This window comes from Brevibacterium atlanticum (assembly GCF_011617245.1).
Lineage (GTDB): Bacteria > Actinomycetota > Actinomycetes > Actinomycetales > Brevibacteriaceae > Brevibacterium > Brevibacterium atlanticum.
This window is the reverse complement of sequence record NZ_CP050152.1, coordinates 4075983-4099267: the sequence shown is the minus strand read 5'-3', so window position 1 is coordinate 4099267 and position 23285 is coordinate 4075983. Positions and strand designations below refer to the sequence as shown.

Genomic DNA, 23285 nt, shown 5'->3' with positions numbered 1-23285 from the left:
TCACCTCGCAGGACGAAACCGTTTCACCACGGTCCTGCGGATGTGTTTCGCGGTCACGAAGGGCTATGGTTGAGCCATGGCTCGGTTCAGCTTCCTTGAATGGCCGGTACTCCGGCAGTTCCGCACGTCCGATCGGACGGGTCGCGGCGAATCGGTGACGTCCCAGAAGACCCGAGACACCACTCCTCGAACCGCTGAGGCCGACAAGGTCGTCCAGTCTGTGTGCCCCTACTGCGCCGTCGGCTGCGGCCAGAAGATCTATGTCAAGGACGACAAGGTCATTCAGATCGAAGGCGATCCCGATTCGCCGATTTCGCGCGGGCGCCTGTGCCCGAAGGGTGCTGCCAGCGAACAACTCGTCAACGCTCCCGGCCGCGTGACCGACGTCCTCTACCGCGCACCGCGGGCCAAGGACTGGCAGAAGATCGGACTGAGCACCGCGATCGACATGATCGCCGATCGCTTCCTCGAAGCCCGCCGCAGGCATTGGGAGGACTTCGACGACAAGGGCCACCCGCTGCGGCGCACGATGGGCATCGCCAGCCTCGGCGGGGCGACCATCGACAACGAAGAGAACTACCTCGCGAAGAAGCTCTACACCGCCGCGGGAGCCATACAGATCGAGAACCAGGCGCGTATTTGACACTCCGCCACGGTTCCCAGTCTGGGAACCTCGTTTGGGCGAGGCGGCGCCACACAACCCGTCCAGGATATGGCGAATGCGGACTGCATCATCATCCAGGGTTCCAACATGGCCGAGTGCCACCCCGTGGGATTCCAATGGGTGAGCGAGGCCAAGGCCCGAGGTGCCCGCATCATCCACGTCGATCCTCGATTCACGCGCACCACCGCGATTGCCGATAAGCACGTCCCCATCCGGGCGGGCTCGGACATCGTGCTGCTCGGCGCGCTCATCAACCGGGTGCTCACCGAAGGCAAGCACTTCGACGAGTACGTGCGTGCCTACACGAACGCCGCGAACCTCATCAGCGAGGACTATGTCGACACCGAGGACCTCGGCGGACTGTTCTCCGGCTTCGACCCGGAGACGAACTCGTACGACAACTCGACCTGGTCCTACCAGACCGATGAGCACGGTGCGCCCCTGACCGACCCGACGCTTGAGGACCCGCGGACGGCGTTCCAGATCCTCAAGCGGCACTACTCGCGCTACACCGCCGAGATGGTCGAGGAGAACTGCGGGATCAAACCCGCCGACTTCGACTACCTCTTCGAATCGGTGACGCAGAACTCGGGCCGGGAACGGACCACGTGCTTCGCCTACGCGGTCGGCTGGACTCAGCACACCCTCGGCGCGCAATTCATCCGCACCGCTTCCATCCTCCAGCTTCTGCTGGGAAATATGGGACGACCGGGCGGCGGAATCATGGCGCTGCGCGGACACGCGACGATCCAGGGATCGACCGATATTCCGACGCTGTTCAACCTGCTGCCCGGCTATCTGCCGATGCCCAGCGCCGGTGTCCACGACACCCTCGATGACTACGTCGCAGCCGTCGGCACCCCGGAGACCCACAAGGGCTTCTGGGCCAACGGTCGCAGCTACGCGGTCAGTCTGCTCAAGGCCTGGTGGGGCGATGCGGCGACACCGGACAACGACTTCGCCTACGACTATCTGCCGCGCATCAACGGCGCCCACGGCACGTACCAGACGCAGGTGCGCATGCTCAACGACGGTGTCGACGGGTACTTCCTGCTCGGCCAGAACCCTGCCGTGGGGTCGGCCAACGGCCGCATGCAGCGGATGGCGATGAGCCATCTCAAGTGGATGGTCGTGCGCGACTTCAGCCTCATCGAATCCGCCACCTGGTGGAAGGACGGCCCGGAGATCGAGACCGGGGAGATGAAGACCGAGGACATCGAGACCGAGATGTTCTTCATGCCCGCGGCCAACCACACGGAGAAGGCCGGCACCTTCACTCAGACCCAGCGTCTGGTGCAGTGGCGGCACAAGGCCGTCAACCCGCCGGGGGATGCGCAGAGCGAACTCGACTTCTTCTACGAGCTCGGTCAGCGGATCAAGGAGAAGCTGGCCGACTCCGATGATCCGCGTGATCGTCCGCTGCTCGATCTGACCTGGGACTACCCGGTCGACGAGGAGGGCGAGGTCGATGCCGAAGCCGTGGTCAAGGAGATCAACGGCTACCGGGTCGGCGGCGAGGACGATGGCCAGCCGTTGGAGAACTTCAACCAGTACGCCTCCGACGGAACCACAGCAGGTGGCTGCTGGATCTACGCCGGCGTCTATGCCGGTGGTGTGAACATGGCCGCTCGGCGCAAACCGCGCAGCGAGCAGGACGAGACCGCGGCCGAATGGGCGTGGGCGTGGCCGGCGAACCGGCGCATCCTCTACAACCGCGCCTCGGCGGCCCCGGATGGAACCCCCTGGTCGGAGCGGAAGAAGTTCGTCTGGTGGGACGAAGAGGCCGGGAAGTGGACGGGCAAGGACGTGCCCGACTTCCCCATCGATCGCGCCCCCGCGGCGAGGTCGGATCAGGCCTACGGCGGTCCTGCCCACTTGGACGGTGACGACCCGTTCATCATGCAGTCCGACGGCAAGGGATGGCTCTTCGCGCCCAGCGGCATGGTCGACGGCCCGATGCCCACGCATTACGAACCGCAGGAGTCGACGGTCGCCAATCCGCTCTACCCGCAGCAGAACAGCCCGACGCGGAAGGTCATGCGGCGCGGGGACAACCTGTCCGCATCGGGTGCCGGCTATCCCGGCTCCGAGGTCTTCCCGTACGTGTTCACGACCTACCGGCTCACCGAGCACCACACCGCCGGCGGCATGTCCCGCTGGCTGCCGTACCTGTCCGAGCTGCAGCCGGAGATGTTCTGCGAGATCTCACCGGAGCTCGCCGCCGAGGTGGGGCTCGAGCCCTACGGGTGGGCGACCTTGGTCTCCCCGCGGGCGGCGATCGAGGCCCGCGTGCTCGTGACGAAGCGGATGAACCCGCTGACCATCGGCGGACGCACCGTCCACCAGATCGGCCTGCCCTACCACTGGGGCGTGGGCGGTCAGGGCGCCGTCGTCGAGGGCGACTCCGCCAACGACCTGCTGGGCGTGACGATGGATCCGAACGTGTTCATCCAGAACAGCAAGTACGTCGCCGGCACGATCGTGCCCGGCAGGCGTCCGCGCGGACCGGAGCTCGTCGACTTCGTCGAGAAGTACCAGCGTGAGGCCGGTCTGACCACGGAGTCCGGAAACCAACAGGTCACTGCGCCCGAATCCGATGTCGAAGCGGCCTCCGCCGCCGGTGCCGGACACAGCGTCGGCGGCCACCCCCACCGCGGAGGTGACTCGGCAGTGGGCGTGACCCCGGGCAAGACGCTCGGCGGAGAAACAGTCGACGCTCCGACGGTCGAGAGCGCCGATGATCGCACCGGACGCGTCGATCTGCAGCCGGTCGACACGGCCGACGCAAATGCGGCCGATGACGGGGACACGACCGACGGCGATCCCGATCACGGCCGTGATCTCGACGGATCGGCCGTCACTGACTCCGAGGTCCGCGACGCCGAGGCGGAGCAGGCGCAGCGTGCGCAGGCTCAGCTCGACGAACGCGCCCGGGAGAAGGCCGAGGGCTCCGGCACGTCGGATGCCGGCACGGGCTCGGATCAGGTGGACAATGGAACCAGCGATGAAGGGGAGGATGACTGATGTCGGCTTCGACGTTGGACAGCGGCACGGTCGCTGACGGCCACTGGCACGATTCGACGCAGAATCGCAAGGGGTTCTTCACCGACACCTCGATCTGCATCGGCTGCAAGGCCTGCGAGGTCGCCTGCAAGGAATGGAACCGCAATCCCCAGGACGGAACCTTCGAACTGCTCGGCTCCTCGTACGACAACACGGGCAGCCTCGGCGCGAATACCTGGCGTCACGTCGCCTTCATCGAGCAGGACTCGGACCGGATCGAGAAGGCCCGCGAATCCGGGCGCAAGCTCGTCAACCTCGGCATGCCCACCATCCGGCCCCGCACCGATGAGAGTGCCGCAGCCCAGCCTCTGGGCGGGGCGCTCGGTGCCGCGGATGAGGGTCGGACCAGTGACGGACTGCCGACGACGCCGCAACTCGATGTCGATCTCCTCGCCCCCGGGGCACTCGAACCGGCGGATCTGACCGGGGTCGACACCACCCCACCGGACACCGCGGACTTCCGGTGGTTGATGTCCTCGGACGTGTGCAAGCACTGCACGCACGCCGGCTGCCTCGACGTGTGCCCGACCGGAGCGCTCTTCCGCACCGAATTCGACACCGTCGTCGTTCAGAACGACGTCTGCAACGGCTGCGGCACCTGTGTGGCCGGCTGCCCTTTCGGCGTCATCGAACGTCGTGACGACGGCACGATCAACACGCCCACCGACCGTGATGACCGCAAGGCCGCGGAGATGGACGTCCCGAACGCGGGCACCGCGAACAAGTGCACGCTCTGCTACGACCGCCTCGTCGATGGTGAGGAGCCGGCGTGTGCGAAGACCTGCCCGACTCAGTCGATCAAGTTCGGCGACCGGACGGACATGGTGGACAAGGCGCATGAACGAGTCGCCGAACTCCACGCGAAGGGTCTGACCGAGGCCCGGCTCTACGGAGCGAACCCCAACGACGGAGTCGGCGGCACCGGGTCCGTCTTCCTCCTCCTCGACGAACCCGAGGTCTACGGCCTGCCGCCGGATCCTCGGGTGGCGACGAAGGACCTGCCCGGAATGTTCGCCCATGCCGGTGTTGCGGCGCTGGGCATGGTCGCGGCGGTCGGCCTCGCGTTCCTCGGGAGCCGCCGTTCATGAGCGTCTCCGAATACGATTCCTACCGCCCACCCGAGCCCGAAGGCGGACGTAAGAAACGTCGCCGAGGTGGCCGCGGAGGTCCCGGTGGTCGCCGTGGCGGCGGGTGGAAGAACCGCGGTTCCGACGGCAATCGCGAGATGCCGATGGTCGAGGACGTCGAGTTCACCTCGTACTACGGTCGACCGATCGTCAAGGCTCCGCCGTGGGGCCACGAGATCGCGCTCTACCTGTTCCTCGGTGGACTCGCCGGCGGGTCGTCGCTGCTGGGCCTCGGCGCACAGATGACCGATCGGCCCGGTCTGCGCATCGCCACCCGGATGACGGCGATCACCGCGACCGGTGTCGGCGGCGTGGCACTGGTCGCCGACCTCGGCCGGCCCGAACGGTTCATCAACATGATGCGCGTGGTCAAGGTGTCCTCGCCGATGAGTCTGGGCACTTGGATCCTTTCGGGCTTCGGCGTCGGATCGGGTGTGACGTTCGCGGTCGAGCTCGACCGGGTCACGGGGGAGAAGCTGCTTCCGCTGGGACCGCTGCGCAAGGTGCTCCACGCGATGGAGACTCCGGCGGCCCTCGAGTCGGCACTCTTCGCCACACCGCTGGCCGCGTACACGGCGGTGCTGCTCGGTGCGACGGCCGTGCCCACCTGGAACGCTGCCGGTCGCAACGGTCTGCCGTACGTATTCGTGTCTTCGGCTTCCCTGGCTGCCGGGGGTTCTGCGATGGCGCTCGCTCCGGTGCGGGAGACGGGCCCGGCGCGACTGCTCGCGCTCACCGGGGCCGTTGGCGATATGGTCGCGATGAGCCGGATGAAGAAGCGCATGCACCCGGCCGAGGTCGACCCGATGGAAGACGGCGAACCGGGACACAAGCTCCACCGTGCCGAGAAGCTGCTCATCGCGGGCGCTGTCGGCGCCGCTGCCGTCGAGGTGGGCGCGCGGGTGTTCGCGAAGAAGCTCGGTGGGCGGGGTGCAGGCACAACCGGCAGCACCGTCGAGAAGATCGCCGATGCCGTCGGATCAGCAGGTGGCTTGGGTGGCGTGGGCCGCGTGGGCAAACGCAGCTGGAAGACTCGCGCCGTTCTGCGTGGACTGTCCGTCGTCTCGGGTGCCGCGTTGGCGGCCGCCTCGGCGTACACCCGTTTCGGGATGCTCGAGGCCGGTATCGAGTCGACGAAGGACCCCCGTCACGTCGTCGAACCGCAGCGCGCTCGCCTCGAAGAGCGCCGCGCCCGCGGCATCAACGACGACTCGATCACCACCGGCCAGTAGAGCTCGGGGACTGCGCGGGACCTGCGAAGTCCGGGACTGTGCGCGGGAATCGCATCGAGTCCGCCGCCGCGCCTGCTGCCACCTTCGCGCGGTCCGGAAGCACCCCGCACCGGTAGCGTCTTCGCCAACACTTCGCGGCAGCTCCTACAGTCAGCTCTGCGTCCATCACCGTTAGCGACATAACACCGCAGTGCAACGGGTGGTTGTGTGCCAAATGGTGACGGATGCCCGTGGTGCCCTCGGGCCGTCCGGCTGCGGGCTCCCGCTGTCCGCTTGTCACCATAACTCAGGACTTTCGGCGACCAATCAACCGATTGTCGTTTCACCATAGTCTGGTGAAACAAATGCGCGTCATGCATTCTGAGTTTGTTTCGTGGAATACTGAACCCCATTGCTAGGCGAGTCGTACTCTCGTGAGGAGCGATCAACCGCGGCGCTGATTGGATCGGCGGTCCACAGCAACTGGGCGTGAACTGGAAGGAGGCACCGATGTCGCAACGTGTTCGATCCTTGGTGATGGATCTGTTCGGGGAGTATTACAGGTACGCCGAAGGGGAGGCCCGCCTCGGAGGGCTTAGCACTTTGCTGGAAGCATTCGGAATCGATCCGGCAACGGCTCGGGTCACGATGGCGCGTTTGAAGAAGGACGGGTGGTTCACCACGCGTCGTGAGGGCCGAGAATCGGTCTATTGCCTAAGTGAGGCTATGTCGACGGTGATCGCCGAAGGTCGGGAGCGGATCTTCACGCGCGTCGACGCCGAATGGGATGGGTGGTGGACGCAGGTCCTCTATCAAGTCCCCGAGTCCTCCCGCAATGATCGAGAAGCTATGCGCAAACAACTCACATGGCTGGGGTTTGGGCAGCTTGCCACTTCGACATGGATGTCGCCGCACGAGATGGTCGATCGAATCGATAGGCTGGCTGCCGATTTTCCTGATGCGTCTCTTGATGTCTTGCGCACCCGGACAACGCGGGTGACTACGGACAGAGATCTTACCGAGCGCTGTTGGGATCTCGCGGAGCTCGCTGCAGACTACCGGGACTTCATCGCGGACTACTCGTCCTATGAAAGCGGAACCTCCCTCTCGAGCGGGCCCGAGGCTCTGCGCGTGCGCACGGCGATGGTCGCCGATATGCGACGCCTGACTTTTCGCGATCCCGAGCTGCCGATCGAGCTCTCTCCCGTCGATTGGCCCGGTCGCCCAGCGTTCGAGCTGTTCAGGCGTGTGCACGCATCTCTCGCAGAACAAGCTGACTCCTATTTCGAAGAAGTGGTCGGTAGGCGTCTCGAGCGCCCCGTGGTGTAGTCGCAGAAATTCTAACTCGAAACATATTGACGACGGTAGGACGAAAACTGTTACTCTTATGGCATATCGTCTATTCGAGGGAGAATCCAAATGTCTCTTCGCGTCGCATGTGTCGGAGGTGGGCCGGGTGGCCTCTTCTTCGCTACCCTGCTCAAGCGGAATGATCCCAGCATTGAAGTCACGGTCTTCGAACGCAACCGTGCAGAGGACGCTTTCGGCTTCGGCGTCGTATTCTCCGATGCCACTCTGCGCGCAATCAACGAAGCTGACGACGTGCTGCACCGGGGCCTGGCCGAGCACGGCCGTCATTGGGACGAAATCGCCGTTCTGTCCAAGGGAGAGAAGCGTGCTTTCCGCGGCAACGGCATGGCCGCAATCCATCGTCGCACTCTGTTGCCCCTGCTCCATGCTCGAGCTGAAGAAGTCGGAGTAGATCTGCGTTTTGCCAGCAATGTCCCCTCGCTCGAGGAACTGAGCGACTATGACGTCATCGTCGGAGCCGACGGAGCCAATTCCATCGTCCGTCGAACGGTCGAATCCGAGCTCGGCCACAGTGTGGAAGAAGCTGATGCGAAGTTCATCTGGTTCGGAACCGACCACATGTTCGACGGGCTCACTTTTGTTCACAGACGCAGCGAATTCGGCAACTTCGCCGCTCATGCCTACCCGATCAGCGATGAGGTAAGCACTTTCATCGTCGAAACCGATGCAGAGACCTGGAAACGCGCAGGACTTGACGAATTCGATGTCACGCAGCCACCCGGCGTCTCCGATGAGAAGACTCAGCGTTTCGTCGCCGAACTCTTCGCCGAAGACATCGATCACGGCAGCATCATCGTCAATAACTCCCGCTGGGCCAACTTCCGCACGCGCCGTTCTGAGACCTGGCACAGCGGCAACATCGTCCTCCTCGGAGACGCCGTGCACACCGCCCACTTCTCGGTCGGCTCGGGCACAAAGATGGCAATGGAGGACGCGATCGTTCTTGCCCGAGAACTCACCGCTGACCATCCGGACCTGTCTGCTGCCTTCGAAGCATATGAAGCTGAGCGAGTCCCCGCAGTGCGAAAGATCCAGGACTCTGCACGTGGTGGCCTGAGCTGGTGGGAGAACTTCGGTTTGTACCACGAGAACATGGACCCCACCCAGTTCGCCTTCCACTTCTTTTCGCGCTCCATCGGAATCGACCGAATCGCTCCCCGAGACCCCGAACTCGTCGAGACCGTAAGAAGTGAGTGGGCTTCCGAACATGGCGGTTCGGCCGCGCTGGACAGCTCCGTTCGCCTCGGCGGTACCGAACTGTCCGGCAGGCTGCTCCGGGATGCCGGCTCGGCCCTCGTCTGCGGAGACGACGAGGTTCCGGTCAGCGATATCGCAGGCTGTGGCCAAACCACTGGCACCGTAATCGGAACCGATGCCGTCCTGCGTCTTCAGCCGCCCAGCGATGTTCGGCGCGAATCGCCCGAGACGATCGCGGCTGGGACCCCTGCGGGCAGCACCGTCTACGTCATCGGTGGCGACTCCCTTGATCGTGTGCGCGTGAGCGAAGAACTGCGATTCCGCCGAGGTGCCACCACCGTCCTCCGAATCGATCCGGGTGACCGGCTCGATCCCGAGACCGTCATCCTCTCGGGACGCGCGGATGCGGTTGTCGTCGGAGGGGAAACCGATGACTGAGCAGTTGTCGAAACCGCGGACCGAGACCCTACAGTCCCTTTTCGAACCGCGCGCAATCGCTGTCATCGGAGCTTCAACCACCCCTGGCAAGCTCGGTGCCACGATGATGGAGTCCCTCGCTGAATTCCCGGGCAAAGTCGTCCCGGTCAATCCGCGGTCAGGTCCGTTCAGCTCGATCGATGCGGCTGTCGCTGCGCATCCGGACATCGATCTTGCTGTGCTGTGCATTCCCGCTGCCGCAACGGCTCACGCCATCATCGAATGCGCAGCAGCGGACGTCGGTGCTGTCGTAGTCTGCGCCGGGGGCTTCGTGGAAGCCGGGGAATCAGGTCAGCAGCACCAGACGGATATCGAAGCGGCGGTCGAGTCGACCGGGGTCCGCCTGCTGGGCCCCAATACATCCGGCTTCTTTGTTCCGGGCAGCGGTCTGTTCTCGAGTTTCGTCCCCGGTGTCACCTCGCTGAAACCAGGTCGGGTCGGAGTCGTCGCAGCCTCTGGCGGCGTCAACCACGCTGTGTCTTTTCGACTGGCCGATATGGGGGCGGGAGTCAGCCTCGGTGTCGGTATAGGAGGAGGAATCGACGTCACAGCACCGGATCTCCTTGACTATCTGGCCGATGATCCGGCGACCCGATGTGTTGCTCTCCATCTCGAGACCATTCCGGATGGGCCGAGGCTGCTCGCCTCAGTGCGTGCTCTGTCTCAAGTCAAACCTGTCGTCGCATTTGTCGTCGGGCGCAACGAAGTCGGTGAATTCGCTCAGTCGCATACTGGATCCTTGGCCACATCGTGGGCTACGACTCGTTCCCTGATTGCTCAAGCCGGTGCCGTAGTCGTGGATTCGGAAACTGAACTCGTCAACGCCGCGACGGCGCTGAGCGGTCGCCGCCTGCCTGCGAATGCGGCCGCCGGCATCGGACTGGTCACCGGGCAGGCCGGACCGGGACTCATCATCAATGATGAGCTGCTCAGTTCGGGAGTGGATCTGCCGCGTCTGCGCGACGACAGCGTCACTGCCCTGTCTCGGCTTCTTCCGCCACTGACGTTCCTCTCCAACCCAGTCGATACCGGACGACCAGGGCCGGAATATCCAGAGGTCCTCAGCATCGTCGCCGCCGATCCGGGTATCGACGCGGTCGGAGTCTATGGAATCACCGAACCGGTCGTCTCATTGCCAGAGGCAGTGGCGCAAGCTGACCTCGATCCCACCGTTCCAGTACTCGTCGGCGTTGATGGCCCGAGCGCTGAGGTCGCCGAGGTTCGTCGTGCCGCTGGGGAAGGGATACCTGTCCTCCTCGGCCCTACCGCCCTGGCCGAAGGCATGAGGGCGCTGTCCGCCGACGCGCGGTCGCGTGCGCTTTCAGACCACGGGGCCGATGGTGTCGTTCCGACAGAAGCGAACCGCACGAACGTGACAGACGAATATGATCTGGGGCCCGGGCCATGGCATGAGGCCGCCGCGAAGGACATACTCGAGACCGCCGGCATACGAACTCCCAGACGTTGGGTCATCGAGAATCTGGCTGAAAGCCTCGATGGCTCCGTGCTGGCCAACGCATCGCCGCCGGTGGCGATCAAGATCCTAGATTCCTCCATCTTGCATAAGACCGACATCGGGGGAGTTCATCTCAACATCAACGATGGTGACGAGGCAGTTGCGGCGCTGGTCGAACTCGCTGACATCGGCGCCCGCGCCGCACTCATCGAGGAGATGGCTTCATCCGGAATCGACCTGCTCGTCGGTGTGCACCGGGACCCGGTGTTCGGGGTCGTTGGAGTTCTCGCCCTCGGGGGCGTGGAAGCGGAGGTGTACGAAGACTCTGCGATCATCAGTCTGCCCGCAACCGAGGCCCACCTCCGTGCAATGACCGAGCAGCTGCGATGCGCCCCGCTGCTCGACGGCTTTCGCGGTGGCCCGACGCTCGATCATGGCGAACTCTCGGAGATCATTACTCGGCTGGGCCGCTTGCTGGCGGCGAACCCGCAAGTGCATGAGATCGAGATCAATCCGTTGCGCCTTACCGAGTCAGGTCTCATCGCTCTCGACGCCGTCATCACCGCGACGCCTGACCTTTCAGCACAACCTGCAGTTCTGCTCGACGACGAGGAGGAAGTCCGATGACAAGCCCGAGCACAGTTCATACCGTCCCCTGGCCCGCTGAGATCGCCGCTGAATACAGGTCACAGGGGCTGTGGCGTGGTAAGACTCTGTTCACCACACTGCTCGAGGTAGCTGAGCAGTTGCCCGAAAAGATCGCGCTGGTAGATGGCGATGTGCGGATCAGCTACCGAGAACTCGTCGACCGGGCAGAAGCTGGAGCCCGTCGACTGCTGGATCTCGGGCTTGCACCCGATGATCGGATCCTCGTTCAGTTGCCTAACTGCTGGCAGTTCGTGGTGCTCACCTTTGCTTGTGCGCGAGCGGGAATTGTTCCTGTCATGGCTCTGGCTGGGCACAGGGAAGTGGAGCTGTCTGGAATCGCAGAGGTCTCGGAATCCCGGGCAATCGTCGTTCCGGATACACTCAAGGATTTCGACCACCGAGCTCTCGCTCGCATCATTCGTGATGAGGCACCGGACCTAAAGACCATCATCGTCAGTGGACAGGCCGGGCAGGACGTCTCGCTCGATGAACTTCTCGCGCCCTCGGCAGGAGAACTCAGTGAACTCGACCATCCGGAAAGCTCATCGGTAGCACTCTTCCTACTCTCCGGTGGCACCACTGGCCTTCCCAAGTTGATCTCGCGGACACATGATGACTACGAGCTGAATGCGCGCCTATGCGCCGATGTGGCTGGAATCGACGTCGACGCAGTCTATCTGGTCTGTGTGCCGGCCAGCCATAATTTCGCACTCGCCTGCCCAGGCATCCTCGGTGTTCTCTTCGCAGGTGGAACCGTGGTGACCTTACCGAGTCCGCAGCCGAAGCGGGTACTGCGAGCGATCGAAACTGAGGGTGTCACGATCACTGCAGCGGTGCCTGCCGTGGTGCAACGATGGCTCGAACACGTCGAACAGTCGCCAAGCGAGATTGATTTGTCGACGCTTCGCACGGTGCAGGTGGGAGGATCGCGGCTTCCCGACGAGATCGCACGGAGGGTCACTCCGCTGCTCGGTGCTACGCTCCAGCAGGTCTTCGGCATGGCCGAGGGCTTGATCAACATGACTCGCCTCGATGATCCGCTCGAAGTGATCACTACGACGCAGGGGCGCCCTGTCAGCGAGCTGGATGAGGTCCGCATCGTCGGTCCTGACGGTGAGACAGTTGCCGATGGGCAGGAAGGTCTCATCTACACCCGTGGCCCCTATACGCCTCGAGGCTACTATCGGGCACCGGAGGCGAACGCGAAATCATTCGTCGACGGTTGGTACGGGAGCGGTGACATCGTCGTTCGTCGCCCAGATGGAAATCTTGTCGTTCACGGACGAGACAAAGACATCATCAACCGCGGCGGCGAGAAGATCTCCGCCGAGGAGATCGAGAGCCTGGTCTATCGACTTCCGCAGGTGGAACTGGCCGCAGTCGTCGCGATGCCCGACCACGTGCTCGGAGAGCGCCTGTGTCTGTACGTCACGTTGCAGCCGGGGGCGCAGGCCAGTCTCGAGGACGTGCGTGCCGCACTCACCGATGCTGGCATCGCCGAGTACAAGCTGCCTGAACGTCTGGAGATCGTCGAGGAGATTCCGATGACGAAGGTCGGCAAAATCAACAAGAAAGAGCTGCGCGACGATATCCGACAGCGCACCTCGGCCGAAGCTTGATCCATCAACTGTCAGACATCGATGACACGAAAGGAAGACATGATGAACGATCACGACGACCCGAATCTGCCGGTGGTTCCGCCGCCGAGTCCGGAGGAGGCTGCGCGACTGGAGAGACTTTATGCGAGGTTCTCCGACAACCATATGATTCCACTGTGGACAGAGATCGGCGACCTCATGCCGGAAGTGCCGAAACCGCAGGCGATACCGTACACCTGGCGGTGGAAGGATCTGCTGCCATTGGCCGAGGAGGCGGGTGAGCTGGTTCCGGTGGGCCGTGGGGGAGAGCGCAGAGCGATCTCGCTGGCCAATCCCGGCCTGGACGGTCGGCCGTATATCTCTCCGACTCTCTGGTGTGCGATCCAGTATCTGGGTCCGCACGAGGTAGCGCCCGAACATCGGCACTCGCAGAACGCCTTCCGCTTCGTCGTCGAAGGCGAGGGCGTGTGGACCGTGGTGAACGGTGATCCGGTGCGAATGAGCCGCGGTGACTTCCTCCTCACGCCCGGATGGAATTTCCACGGACACCACAACGAAACCGATCAGCCGATGGCGTGGATCGACGGCCTTGATATTCCATTCGTCCATTACTCGGACACTTCGTTCTTCGAATTCGGCATCGACAGGGTCACCGATGAGTCAACACCGGATATCTCCCGGTCCGAACGCCTGTGGTGCAACCCAGGACTTCGTCCGCTGTCAGGGCTGGGCACAACGGTGAACTCACCGATCGGTGCCTATCGGTGGGAGCATACAGATCGCGCACTGACCGAGCAGCTGCGGCTCGAGGATGAAGGATTTCCCGCGACAGTCGAACAGGGCCACGCTGCGATCCGATACATGAATCCGACGGACGGCGGAGATGTGATGCCCACGATTCGGGCTGAGTTCCATCGTCTGCGGGAGGGCACCGCCACCGCCACCACTCGTCAGGTCGGATCGGACGTCTACCAGGTGTTCGAGGGATGCGGCCGATTCGTCATCGATGACACCGTTCACGAAGTCGAGAAGGGCGATGTAGTGGTTGCCCCCTCGTGGTCGGCCGTGCGGATCGAGGCAGAGACCAGTCTCGACCTCTTTGCGTTCAGCGATCGTCCGATCGTCGAAAAGCTCAACTTCGCCCGCACCCATATCGAAGGAGTCAATCCATGAAACTCGCCACACTGACAATCGACGATGGCACCTGCGCTGCAGTGTTCGACGGCGAAGACTATGTGCTGATCGAGTCAGCGGTCGACGTCGGGTCACTGCTGAGTGGAGAGAACTGGCAGACCGTTGCAGCCGAAGCGCTCACACATCGTAAGCGAGTGATACCTGCTGAGCAGGCGAGAGTGGACCAACTCATCACGCGACCGGGCAAAGTAGTCTGCGTGGGGCTCAACTACCGCAATCACATCCTTGAGATGGGGCGGGACCTGCCAGAGTATCCAACACTGTTTGCCAAGTTCGCTGAAACTCTGACCGGCCCGACATCAGACATCCCATTCGCTCCCGAGGACCCGGAGCTCGATTGGGAAGGTGAGCTGGTCGTCATCGTCGGGGAGACTGTGCGTCGGGCCGACGAGAGGAAGGCGCGAGCGGCGATTGCGGGATACTCTGTCGCTAACGACATCTCCATGCGCGGATGGCAGTTCCGAACCAAGGAATGGCTACAAGGAAAGATGTGGGAGGCCACAACCCCGTTGGGGCCCGTCATGGTCACCGCCGACGAATTCGATGCGGAATCAGCGGTGCTGACGACAAAGGTCAATGGCGAGGTGATGCAGGAGCACGCCATTTCGGATCTGCTGTTCTCCTCCTCCCAGCTCGTCGCGTACGTCTCGACGATGATCACGCTCGAGCCCGGTGACATCATTCTCACGGGTACGCCAGGCGGTGTCGGCCGCGCGCGCGATCCCCAGGTCTTCCTTGTGCCCGGCGACGAGGTGGCTGTGGAGATCTCCGGAATCGGCGAGGTCCGAAACACCATCGTCGAGGCGGTGTGAACCGTGGTCGCCCGACACGACCTGACGACCGATCCCGCGGTGAAGGATGGTCTCCTGACTGTACGGCGGGGAACCGCGTTCTTCTCTCGTAAGGTCAATGAGCTCTCGGATGCGGACTTCGACGCTCCCACTCTGCTCCCGGGTTGGACGCGGAGGCATCTTGTCGCGCACGTCGGCTATAACGCCCGCGCGCTGACCAGGTTGGTGCAGTGGGCTAACACCGGGACCGAAACACCGATGTACGAATCGAGCGAGGCTCGGGATGCCGAGATCGACTTCGGGTCGACCTTGCCGGTTCGCGCGCTGCGCCATCTGCATGATCATGCAGCGATCAGTCTCGATGTGGAGTGGCGGGACTCTTCGGATGAGGCGTGGTCTTCTCTTGTGCGCACGGCGCAGGGGCGCGAGGTCCCGATGTCGGAGACGCTGTGGATGCGCACCCGAGAGGTCTGGTTACACGCAATCGACCTCGACAATGGTGGTCGACTAGCCGATATTCCGAGGGATGTCGCAGTGCGACTCCTCGCCGACATACTCGGTCATTGGAAGAAGAAGGGTGAGGCCGAACAGGTGTCGATCTCCGTGACCGATGCGCCCGAGGTTTCTTCCGGACCGTGGAGGGCCGACGTTCCCGAGGTGCGGGGTGATCTCGCGTCTGTCCTCGGGTGGGCGTCTGGTCGGAGTCCCTCTGGTCTGGATGTCGGCGCTGATGTGCTGGCTCCACGATGGCTGTGACGTGAATGCAAAGAGTGGGGGTGCCGACCGGCACCCCCACTCTTCTGTGCTGAACGCCCTACCTCAGCCCTTGTGACCCTGACGCACAGCTTGGGCGAAGGCTTGTGGATCGACGATATGTGCGAAGTGGTCGAGGCCGGGTAGCTCGGTGATGGTCGAATCAACGATCACGCGGTTGAGCAGGTGGGCAGATTCCAGGAGAAATCCGGTTGTGCTGGTTCCGGCGATGACGTGAGTCGGCCGGCCGGAGAGAGCGGAGAATCGATCGGTATTCGCGCCGAGCGCGTCGATCTGCTCGAGCTCACGCGTCCAGGTCGGAGCCAAGGGGACGATTGACTCCCACAACGGAGTCGAACGAACATGAGGGATCGCCTCTGCAGGCAACTCGACGAAGTTGACGAGTGCGATTTCGATGGCTTTTTCGTTGTCACCAGCAGCGATGGCATCGCGGTAGTCCTCGAGACGCGGACCAGCCACTGGTCCGTGCATGGGCAATGGGGGCTCGAAGAGGAAAAGCGTGCCCGGAATCGTATGGCGCTGAGCGTATTCGAGCACGCAGAGCCCGCCGTAGGAATGCCCGAGGAGACTGGCTCCAGGCCCGGCGATGTTCATCAGTGCGGCGATATCGGCGATTTCCGACTCCATCGAATAGCTGTTTCCGTCTCCACTGTGAGCCCGGCCGCGCCGATCGTAGACGTAGCAGGTGAAATCATTCTCCAGTGCAGCGGTCGTACCTCTCCAGTCTTCGGCCGTGCCGACCGATCCATGAGTGATGACCAGAGCTGGACCTTGTCCTTGCACGTAATAGCCGATCTCTGTTCCATCGGCGGACTGGGTCGTCAGATACTGCGATTCTGTGGGCATGCTCAACTCCTTTGTCGTGGGTGATCGCGGCTGGCGAGTCATTTAAACGGGAAGCACTCGCTGGCCGTGATTTTAATGTAACAGAAACAATACTACCGGCACAGATCTGTTACTTGAATAGTTTCCGGCATGCTTGTTTGACCGCAATCGCGGATGGGTACGAAACGATTTGCCGGTCTTCCGGAAGGACAGCGGGTGAATCAGCGTTCGTCGGGACACAGGAGTTCTCAGAGCGGCGAAAGCTCAACGGTCAGGCTCGCCCCACAATTGCTACCTGACGGCGGCCCAGCAACCTCGCGCTGTGAGTATTGACAGTGGCTGGTCTGGGACTGGCTGGCAGAGTAGGTGTTGGCCTCTCCATCCAGTGATCGTGACTCCACCTCGCGCTGACCCACACAGTGGTGTCTTGACGTCGATTTGTCCGATCACATGGATGGTGCGGCCGGCACCAGCTCGGCCCACATCGGTAACTTGATCAGAAGGCTGTCCACCCCCTAGTAACCAAGGAGGTGTGACTCATCACAGTGTTGTTCCGAAGTGACCTTCAACCCGGACCGGTACCGGCCGCAAGCGGCCGCACAACCTATCGGTCAAACAGGGAGCTTCGAACCGCTATGTCCATTGTCGCGCACTTATACAGTTTCTTCATCGGCGTCGATACACACGCCAGAAACCACGTCTACACGATCATCGCCAACACCGGTGCCCTCATCGACACCGGCACCTTCCCGACCACGCAGGCGGGCATCAAACGAGCACTGAGCTGGGTCGGTCGACGCACCGACGGTGACCTCGACACACTCTTCGTCGTCGAAGGTGCCGCCTCCTACGGGGCAGTACTCACCGGGCACATCACCATGGCCGGATACCCCGTCGTCGAAGCCGGGCGCATGGACGCCAAAGCCCGCCACGGAGTGGGCAAGAGCGACGAACTCGATTCCCACCGAATCGCTGAATCCGTACTGCGGTTGGAAGCCGATCAACTGCGGTGGCCGCGCCAGGGCGAAGGCGTGCGTCAGGCACTTCGCGTGCTGTTGGCAGCCCGGGACGCGATGTCCAAGGAACGTACCCGTGAGATCAATGCTCTGACCGCGCTGGTGCGCACCAACGACCTGGGCATTGATGCCCGCACGTCACTGACAGCTGACCAGGTTGCTGAGATCTCGAGGTGGCGAGACAGGAAGGAAGACATCGGGTTAGCCACTGCCCGGGAGGAAGCGATTCGCCTGGCTAAACGTGTTCTCGCCCTTGATGAGGAGCTGGCAGGCAACCTCGCGAAACTCGCCGAACTCGTCAAGGCCAGCCCGGCGGCTGCCTTGCTGGATGAGCCCGGGTTCGGGCCCTTCAGTGCCGCGGTGTGCTTCACCGCGTGGTCCCATCCCGGCCGGGTCCGCAACGCAGCAGCATTCGCCGCTCTGGCGGGAGTGAATCCGATTCCTGCCTCGTCGGGCAACACGCATCGTCACCGGTTGAATCGGGGCGGGGACCGGCAATTAAACCGGGCCCTGCACACGGTGATCATGAACCGGATGATCCATGATGAACGGACCCGAGACTATGTCGCCAAGCACTACGGTGAGGACCCGACGAAGAAGTCGAAGAAGGAAATCCGACGCAAACTCAAATGGTATCTAGCGCGTCGGGTCTACAAGATCCTCAACGCGCTAGATACCGTTCCTCAACCCGCTTGACAAGACATAGAAGGATCGAGGTTGCTGGGCCGCCGTCAGGTAGTACGCCGAACTGGTCTGCGGGTCACCGCACGTGCACGCCGGATCCGACGACGATCTCGCCGATGACTGGGTGACCGGGCAGTTCGCCGACGACGAGCAGCCCGCCTGAGGTCTGCGCATCGGCCAGGAGCAGCAGATCGTCTTCGGTCACCGAGTCGTCCGCGGTCAGGTGCGGACGTACCCAATCAAGATTGCGCCGCGTTCCACCGGAGACATAACCGGCGGCGATCGACTCATCCACGCCGCCGAGGCGGGGCACTGCAGCCGCGTCGATGACAGCTCCGACCCCGGAGGCGCGTGCCATCTTGAACAGGTGTCCGAGCAGACCGAACCCGGTGACGTCCGTGGCCGCGCGGATTCCGGCTGCCACGGCCGCGCGGGAGGCCTCGGCGTTGAGCGCGGTCATCGTGGCGACAGCCTCTTCGGACACTTCGCCGGTCTGTTTGTGCCGGTTGTTGAGGATCCCCACGCCGATCGGCTTGGTCAATGTCAGGGGAAGCCCCGCCTCGGCGGCGTCATTGCGCATGAGCTCATCGGGGTGGGCCACACCGGTCACGGCCATGCCGTACTTCGGTTCGGGATCGTCGATCGAATGCCCGCCGGCGACGGGGCAGTTCGCCTGCGCCGCGACGTCGAGTCCGCCGCGCAGCACCTCGGACAGCAGCTCCATCGGCAGGACCTCGCGAGGCCAACCGACGAGGTTGATCGCCGTGACCGGTGTCCCGCCCATCGCGTAGATGTCCGAAAGCGCATTGGCTGCGGCGATTTGCCCCCAGTCGTAGGCATCGTCGACGACGGGGGTGAAGAAATCTGCAGTCGAGAGCACCGCAAGGTCGTCACGGACCCGCACCGCCGAGGCGTCATCGCCGTCATCGAGTCCGACGAGGACATCGGGGCCCGGCTGACCGACCAGTCCGCGCACCGCATCTTCGAGCTCACCCGGCGGGATCTTGCAGGCGCATCCTCCGCCGTGGGCGAACGAGGTCAGACGTTCCTGTGTGGCAGTCATACGGCGAGACTAACACCGGTGGTGAAGGCCGTCACTCGGTGCCGAAAGGCGGGCGATGGAATCTCGCCGAGGTGGCACTGCTGCTGAGGCGGCAGCGGCCATCGGATGTGCGCTCGCCTGGGTCAGTGCCGCCCTGATAGGCGGCCGGTTCGACGTGCGCGCGTCCCCCTGACGGCGATGATTCCGCCGACGAGGAGGAGTGCACCGAGCAGCGCGGTGAACAGAACCGGTCCGCCGGTGCGCGGCAGATCCCCGCCGCCGTCAGGCGACTTGCCGGCGTTCGCGCTGCTGCCGGCTGCTGCCGTCGATGCGCCGTCCTCTGACCCAGCGGTGGAGGACCCTGAAGCACTCGTGCTCGCGTCGCGGTTGGGCGAGCTGTTCGAGGATCCTCCACCCGACGATCCGGAGCCGGATCCGTCGGAATCGCCGTCGGTCCCATCCGCGACATCATCGGCCCTAGCGGCCTCCGACCCGCCGTCCTGGCCCGGCCCGCCGTCCTCGTCGCCACCGGTGTCCTCCGATCCGTCGTCGTCACCGGGACCCGGGGGAGGCTCCTCACCGGCGACCTCGATGGTGGCCTCTGCAGTCTTGCCGTTGACGGTGACCTCGAGCGTCGCTGTGCCCGGGTTCTCCGCAGTGATCTGACCCGTCGCCGGGTTGACGCGGACGACGTCGGACGCCGCCTCGGGGGCACTGGATGCCAATGCCTGGGCACTGACCTCCGCGCCCATCGCCTTCTGCATGGCAGCCTCGGCGCCGGTATCGACGATGACGCCCTGACCACCCCACTGAGCCGTGGCCGGCCACCCGACGGGAACGGTGCGCTCGCCCTGCGTGAACGCGGCCGACACGTCGGCGGACTGACCCGGTGCCAGCGAACCGGGCGCCTGAAGAGAGATCGAATCCACGCGCGGCTTCGTCTCTGCGGCCAACCAGCTCATCCGATCGGACGTGGTGGGATTCTCCCCGACATCACCGACCCCGGGATCGATGCCGAGCATCGTCCACCCGGTGAATCCGCCGGTCGCCGGAGTTCCCGCCGGATCCTTCCCGGAGTTGCCGTTGATCAGGTAGCTCACGCCCTCGACCGCAGACCCGTGGAACGCCCCCACATGCCCGTTGATCACGGCCGCGGACTTGCCGCTGTCCTTGCGGAACTCACCGAGCTCCCTCTCCAACTCCTCGGCCTCCCGACGGTCGGTCAGCTGACTCGTCTTCGACGGCAGCGGGTCCTGCGGGGGATGATGGAAGAACACGGTGATGCCGGTGAGCTCGTGACTGTCGGCCACCTCGTCGAGGGCATCTTCGAGCGTGTTCAGCTGTGAGTCATCGCTGCCACCGAGCGTCCCGTCCGAGGAATTCATGGTCACCACCTTCGTGCGACCGATGGTGCGCTCGCCGGAGGACGTGCCGAATGCGGCTTCGAAGTTCTCGATCTTCCCGCCCATGACCTCGTGGTTGCCGGGAACGTAGACGTACGGGATCGACGGGTCCCACTCTTCATCGAGGATCGTCTTCGCCAGCTCGAAATCGGCCGGGGACGCCTCGTCGACGAGGTCGCCGTTGATGACGAGCAGGTCCGGTTTCGCCGCCCGGATCTCCTGCAGGCTCCGTCTGGCACCGTCGACGGCCTGAGAATCGGGATCCGTGGCGACGAACTGGGCGTCGCTCATCACTGCGATGTGCTGCGGGCGGTCGTCGACGGATCCGTTCGTCAGCAGTGCGGGATCATGCCGTGCCGAAGGCGCTGGATCGTCGGTCTCGGGCGTGGAGATCGCCTGCAGATCGGAGATCGAGATGTCGCCCTTGTACTTCTCGGCCGAGCGGGTCTCCATCATCCGGATCCGTTCGAGGGTGAGCGGCTGCGACAGTCCCTCGGGGACGGTGAAGCGAACTTTCTGCCACCCGTCGAAGGCGATGTGATCGCCGTCGATGTTCGTCACCATGCCATCCGGTGTGCTCACCTGCAGCCTCGGCCAGGTTCCGGAACCGTCACCTCGGACCATCATCTCGAACGCCACGGTCCTGCCTTCCAGCTTCACCGGATCCTTCGGGATGAGGTAGTAGCCGCGTGTCGCCGAGGAGGTGGTGAAGTCGTAGTTGAGATCGATGCTCGGGTTGCCGTCCGGGTCGGGCTTCCCGACAGTGAATGACCCGGTCGCCCGGTCTGCGCCGTCGGTGAACGCCGAGGTGTCGGAGAAGTCGAGGACCTCCTTCGAATCGGTGCCGACGGTGACCGGAATCGTCGTCGTCACGTCCCCGACGCCGAGCGTGACGTTCCCGGAGGTCGGCTGGTTGTCACCGGCCTTCTTCGTCGCTTCCGGACCGGCGGAGATGATGAGTTCGCCGAGGCTGTCGGTGTCGACTCTGAGCCCTTCATCGGCGTCGACCTCGATGTCGCCGGTTTCGATGAGCGAGCGTCTGCCCTCGGAGTCGTAGCCGGTCAGGGACACCGATTGCGCGTCCTCGGCATCTTCGAGGCTGATCGTCCGCGCGCTCGGCCACAGTCCGACCGGTTCGCCGAGAACATCGATGTCGGTCCGCGCGGTGTGCCCGTCGACCACGTAGCTCACGCGCCCCTTGCCGGTCGTCTCACCGGTCACGCGTGCGCTCGTCTCATCGGATTCGTCGAGTCTCACTCCGCCGTCGGCAGAGAACACCCCCGCGGCGGCCACGGGTTCGAGGTTCGCCCCGAGCCCCGTTCCCGCCATTGTGCGGCTCATCCCCTTGAGTACCGCGGTCTGTCCGTCGAGTTCGGGCTCGATCTGCGCATCGCTCAGCTGCTCGGCAGGGGCATCGGAGTAGAAGACGAGAGCGTTGGCGACAGTGCGCTGCTCACCGTCGGAGGGGTCGTTCTGCACGACGGGTGCGTCCGTGCCGGCAGTGCGGGCGAGCATCGTCGTCGACCCGCCGCCGTCGAGGTTGATTGCGTTGTAGGCACCGATGTCGGCGAGGAGCTCACCCATGTCCTCGAGGCTCATGCCTCCCGAGGATTCGCTGCGTCCGTCGATGGTGGTGACGAATAGTTCCGAACCGTCCTTGCTCATCCCCACAGCAGTGCGAGGGTGTGCGGTGTCCTCGAGGTCGCCGGCGGGCAAGTCGGGGACCGCGCCGCCGGTCAGGATCTGGTGGCTGCCCGCGATGCCCAGGTCGATGTCCTCACCGGGTCCGATCTCGACGTCGACCTCATCGCCGACCTCGAGTTCCGACAGCGTCTTCGCCCCGGCATCGCGGCCGAGCAGGACCTGACCGTCGGTCGGGATCTCGGGATCTCCGGCTTCATCGACCATCCCCGAGGCGGCGGTGACGGTGCCGTCGACGACGGTGACGCGGGCGATTTCGGCGGCGAGGTCGTCGGGACCGCCGACGGGACGGTCGAGCGTGTGCTCACCCCACGCTTCGTTGTACACACCGATCGAATCGGGCGAGAGCTCCGGGTTATTCAATCCGCCGAGGTCCGTCTCTTCGCCGCCATGGGTCAGCGTTCCCGCGGCCGAGAGCATCGACACGGCGGCCTTCTTGTCATCGAGGGTGAGCGCAGGCTTCGGCTCTTTCGAACCGACGCGCATTCCCTCCTTCGACACCGAGGTGTAGATGGGCGCCCACGACTGGTTGATGTCGAAGAACGTGCCGTTGACGGCGGCGACGGCCTTCTTCCCGTCCGGGCCGCCTGCCATGATCTCGCTGGTGGTACCGGCTGCAGCGACCTTCCCAGGGTCCCGGATATCCATCGACAGGGAATCCGTGGTCAGGTCCGCGGTGAGCACATTGCCGTTGTTCCAGCCGCCGTCCTCGAGGCGGGAGAAGTTCGTCAGTTCGAGACCCGGCGCCACCCGCTTTGTCTCCGCCGAGCGCAGCGACGATCCGTCCTTGCCGAGGTCGTCATCGCTCGGCGGTGAGGCAAAGGCCGGCGCCGAGGTGGGGCCGTGGTGCCAAGGGATCGCCGCAGTGGGGGTGACGAGAGTCGCGAGCACCGCGAGCACCGCGAGAATGGCGGGAGTGAACACAGGCGAGCGTTGCGCGCCCTTACGGGTGAATCGTGAGTGTGACCAGGCAGGATGAAGCGAAGAGGGCATGGCGACCTTCGAGCTGTGGCGGCTGGGAACCTTGCCACCTTAAGTCGCCC

At 63.9% G+C, this 23285-nt stretch carries 13 protein-coding genes and 2 pseudogenes; 12 read left to right on the top strand and 3 right to left on the bottom strand.

What is annotated here, in order from left to right:
- Positions 1 to 76 precede the first annotated feature (76 nt).
- The 11 genes and pseudogenes from fdnG to GUY23_RS18130 form a co-directional block, all read left to right on the top strand.
- Positions 77 to 3262, top strand: a pseudogene (gene fdnG, locus GUY23_RS18175) (formate dehydrogenase-N subunit alpha); the annotation flags it as partial.
- A gap of 425 nt (positions 3263 to 3687) precedes the next feature.
- Complete coding sequence (locus tag GUY23_RS18170; RefSeq protein WP_166975226.1) at positions 3688 to 4815, top strand: 4Fe-4S dicluster domain-containing protein; 1128 nt, start codon at positions 3688 to 3690, stop codon at positions 4813 to 4815.
- On the top strand, positions 4812 to 6086 hold the full coding sequence (nrfD, locus tag GUY23_RS18165; protein WP_166975224.1) for an NrfD/PsrC family molybdoenzyme membrane anchor subunit: 1275 nt from the start codon (positions 4812 to 4814) through the stop codon (positions 6084 to 6086). Before GUY23_RS18170 ends, nrfD begins: the two co-directional genes overlap by 4 nt.
- Positions 6087 to 6575: 489 nt before the next feature.
- On the top strand, positions 6576 to 7394 hold the full coding sequence (locus tag GUY23_RS18160) for a PaaX family transcriptional regulator (protein WP_166975222.1): 819 nt from the start codon (positions 6576 to 6578) through the stop codon (positions 7392 to 7394).
- 90 nt (positions 7395 to 7484) lie between these two features.
- On the top strand, positions 7485 to 9071 hold the full coding sequence (locus GUY23_RS18155) for an FAD-dependent monooxygenase (protein ID WP_166975219.1): 1587 nt from the start codon (positions 7485 to 7487) through the stop codon (positions 9069 to 9071).
- Positions 9037 to 9888 (top strand): annotated as a pseudogene (locus GUY23_RS18725) (CoA-binding protein); the annotation flags it as partial. The gene GUY23_RS18155 and the pseudogene GUY23_RS18725, both read left to right, overlap by 35 nt.
- Before the next feature lie 162 nt (positions 9889 to 10050).
- Positions 10051 to 11193, top strand: coding sequence for an acetate--CoA ligase family protein (locus GUY23_RS18720; RefSeq protein WP_228282859.1), 1143 nt, complete (start codon positions 10051 to 10053; stop codon positions 11191 to 11193).
- The gene (locus GUY23_RS18145) at positions 11190 to 12833 is read left to right on the top strand and encodes a (2,3-dihydroxybenzoyl)adenylate synthase (protein ID WP_166975214.1); all 1644 of its coding nucleotides are present in this window, start codon (positions 11190 to 11192) and stop codon (positions 12831 to 12833) included. Before GUY23_RS18720 ends, GUY23_RS18145 begins: the two co-directional genes overlap by 4 nt.
- 39 nt (positions 12834 to 12872) lie before the next feature.
- Positions 12873 to 13985: a cupin domain-containing protein gene (locus GUY23_RS18140; RefSeq protein WP_166975211.1), complete on the top strand. Its 1113-nt coding sequence runs from the start codon at positions 12873 to 12875 to the stop codon at positions 13983 to 13985.
- Positions 13982 to 14818 (top strand): fumarylacetoacetate hydrolase family protein, encoded by an 837-nt coding sequence (locus GUY23_RS18135; RefSeq protein ID WP_166975208.1) that lies wholly within the window; start codon positions 13982 to 13984, stop codon positions 14816 to 14818. The genes GUY23_RS18140 and GUY23_RS18135 overlap by 4 nt, the downstream gene beginning before the upstream one ends.
- A 3-nt stretch (positions 14819 to 14821) precedes the next feature.
- Positions 14822 to 15553, top strand: a complete 732-nt coding sequence (locus GUY23_RS18130; protein WP_166975205.1) for a maleylpyruvate isomerase family mycothiol-dependent enzyme — start codon at positions 14822 to 14824, stop codon at positions 15551 to 15553.
- Positions 15554 to 15616: 63 nt separating this feature from the next.
- Here the strand turns inward: GUY23_RS18130 and GUY23_RS18125 are convergent, their stop codons facing one another.
- The gene (locus GUY23_RS18125) at positions 15617 to 16417 is read right to left on the bottom strand and encodes an alpha/beta fold hydrolase (protein WP_166975202.1); all 801 of its coding nucleotides are present in this window, start codon (positions 16415 to 16417) and stop codon (positions 15617 to 15619) included.
- A 614-nt stretch (positions 16418 to 17031) separates the two neighbouring features.
- On the opposite strand from GUY23_RS18125, the gene GUY23_RS18120 reads away from it, so the two are divergent.
- Positions 17032 to 18108: an IS110 family RNA-guided transposase gene (locus tag GUY23_RS18120; protein ID WP_166975200.1), complete on the top strand. Its 1077-nt coding sequence runs from the start codon at positions 17032 to 17034 to the stop codon at positions 18106 to 18108.
- A 64-nt stretch (positions 18109 to 18172) separates the two neighbouring features.
- On the opposite strand, the gene selD is transcribed toward GUY23_RS18120, so the two are convergent.
- Both selD and GUY23_RS18110 read right to left on the bottom strand, forming a co-directional pair.
- Positions 18173 to 19159, bottom strand: a complete 987-nt coding sequence (gene selD, locus GUY23_RS18115) for a selenide, water dikinase SelD (protein WP_166975197.1) — start codon at positions 19157 to 19159, stop codon at positions 18173 to 18175.
- Positions 19160 to 19281: 122 nt separating this feature from the next.
- On the bottom strand, positions 19282 to 23166 hold the full coding sequence (locus GUY23_RS18110) for a phosphodiester glycosidase family protein (RefSeq protein WP_166975194.1): 3885 nt from the start codon (positions 23164 to 23166) through the stop codon (positions 19282 to 19284).
- Positions 23167 to 23285: the final 119 nt, after the last annotated feature.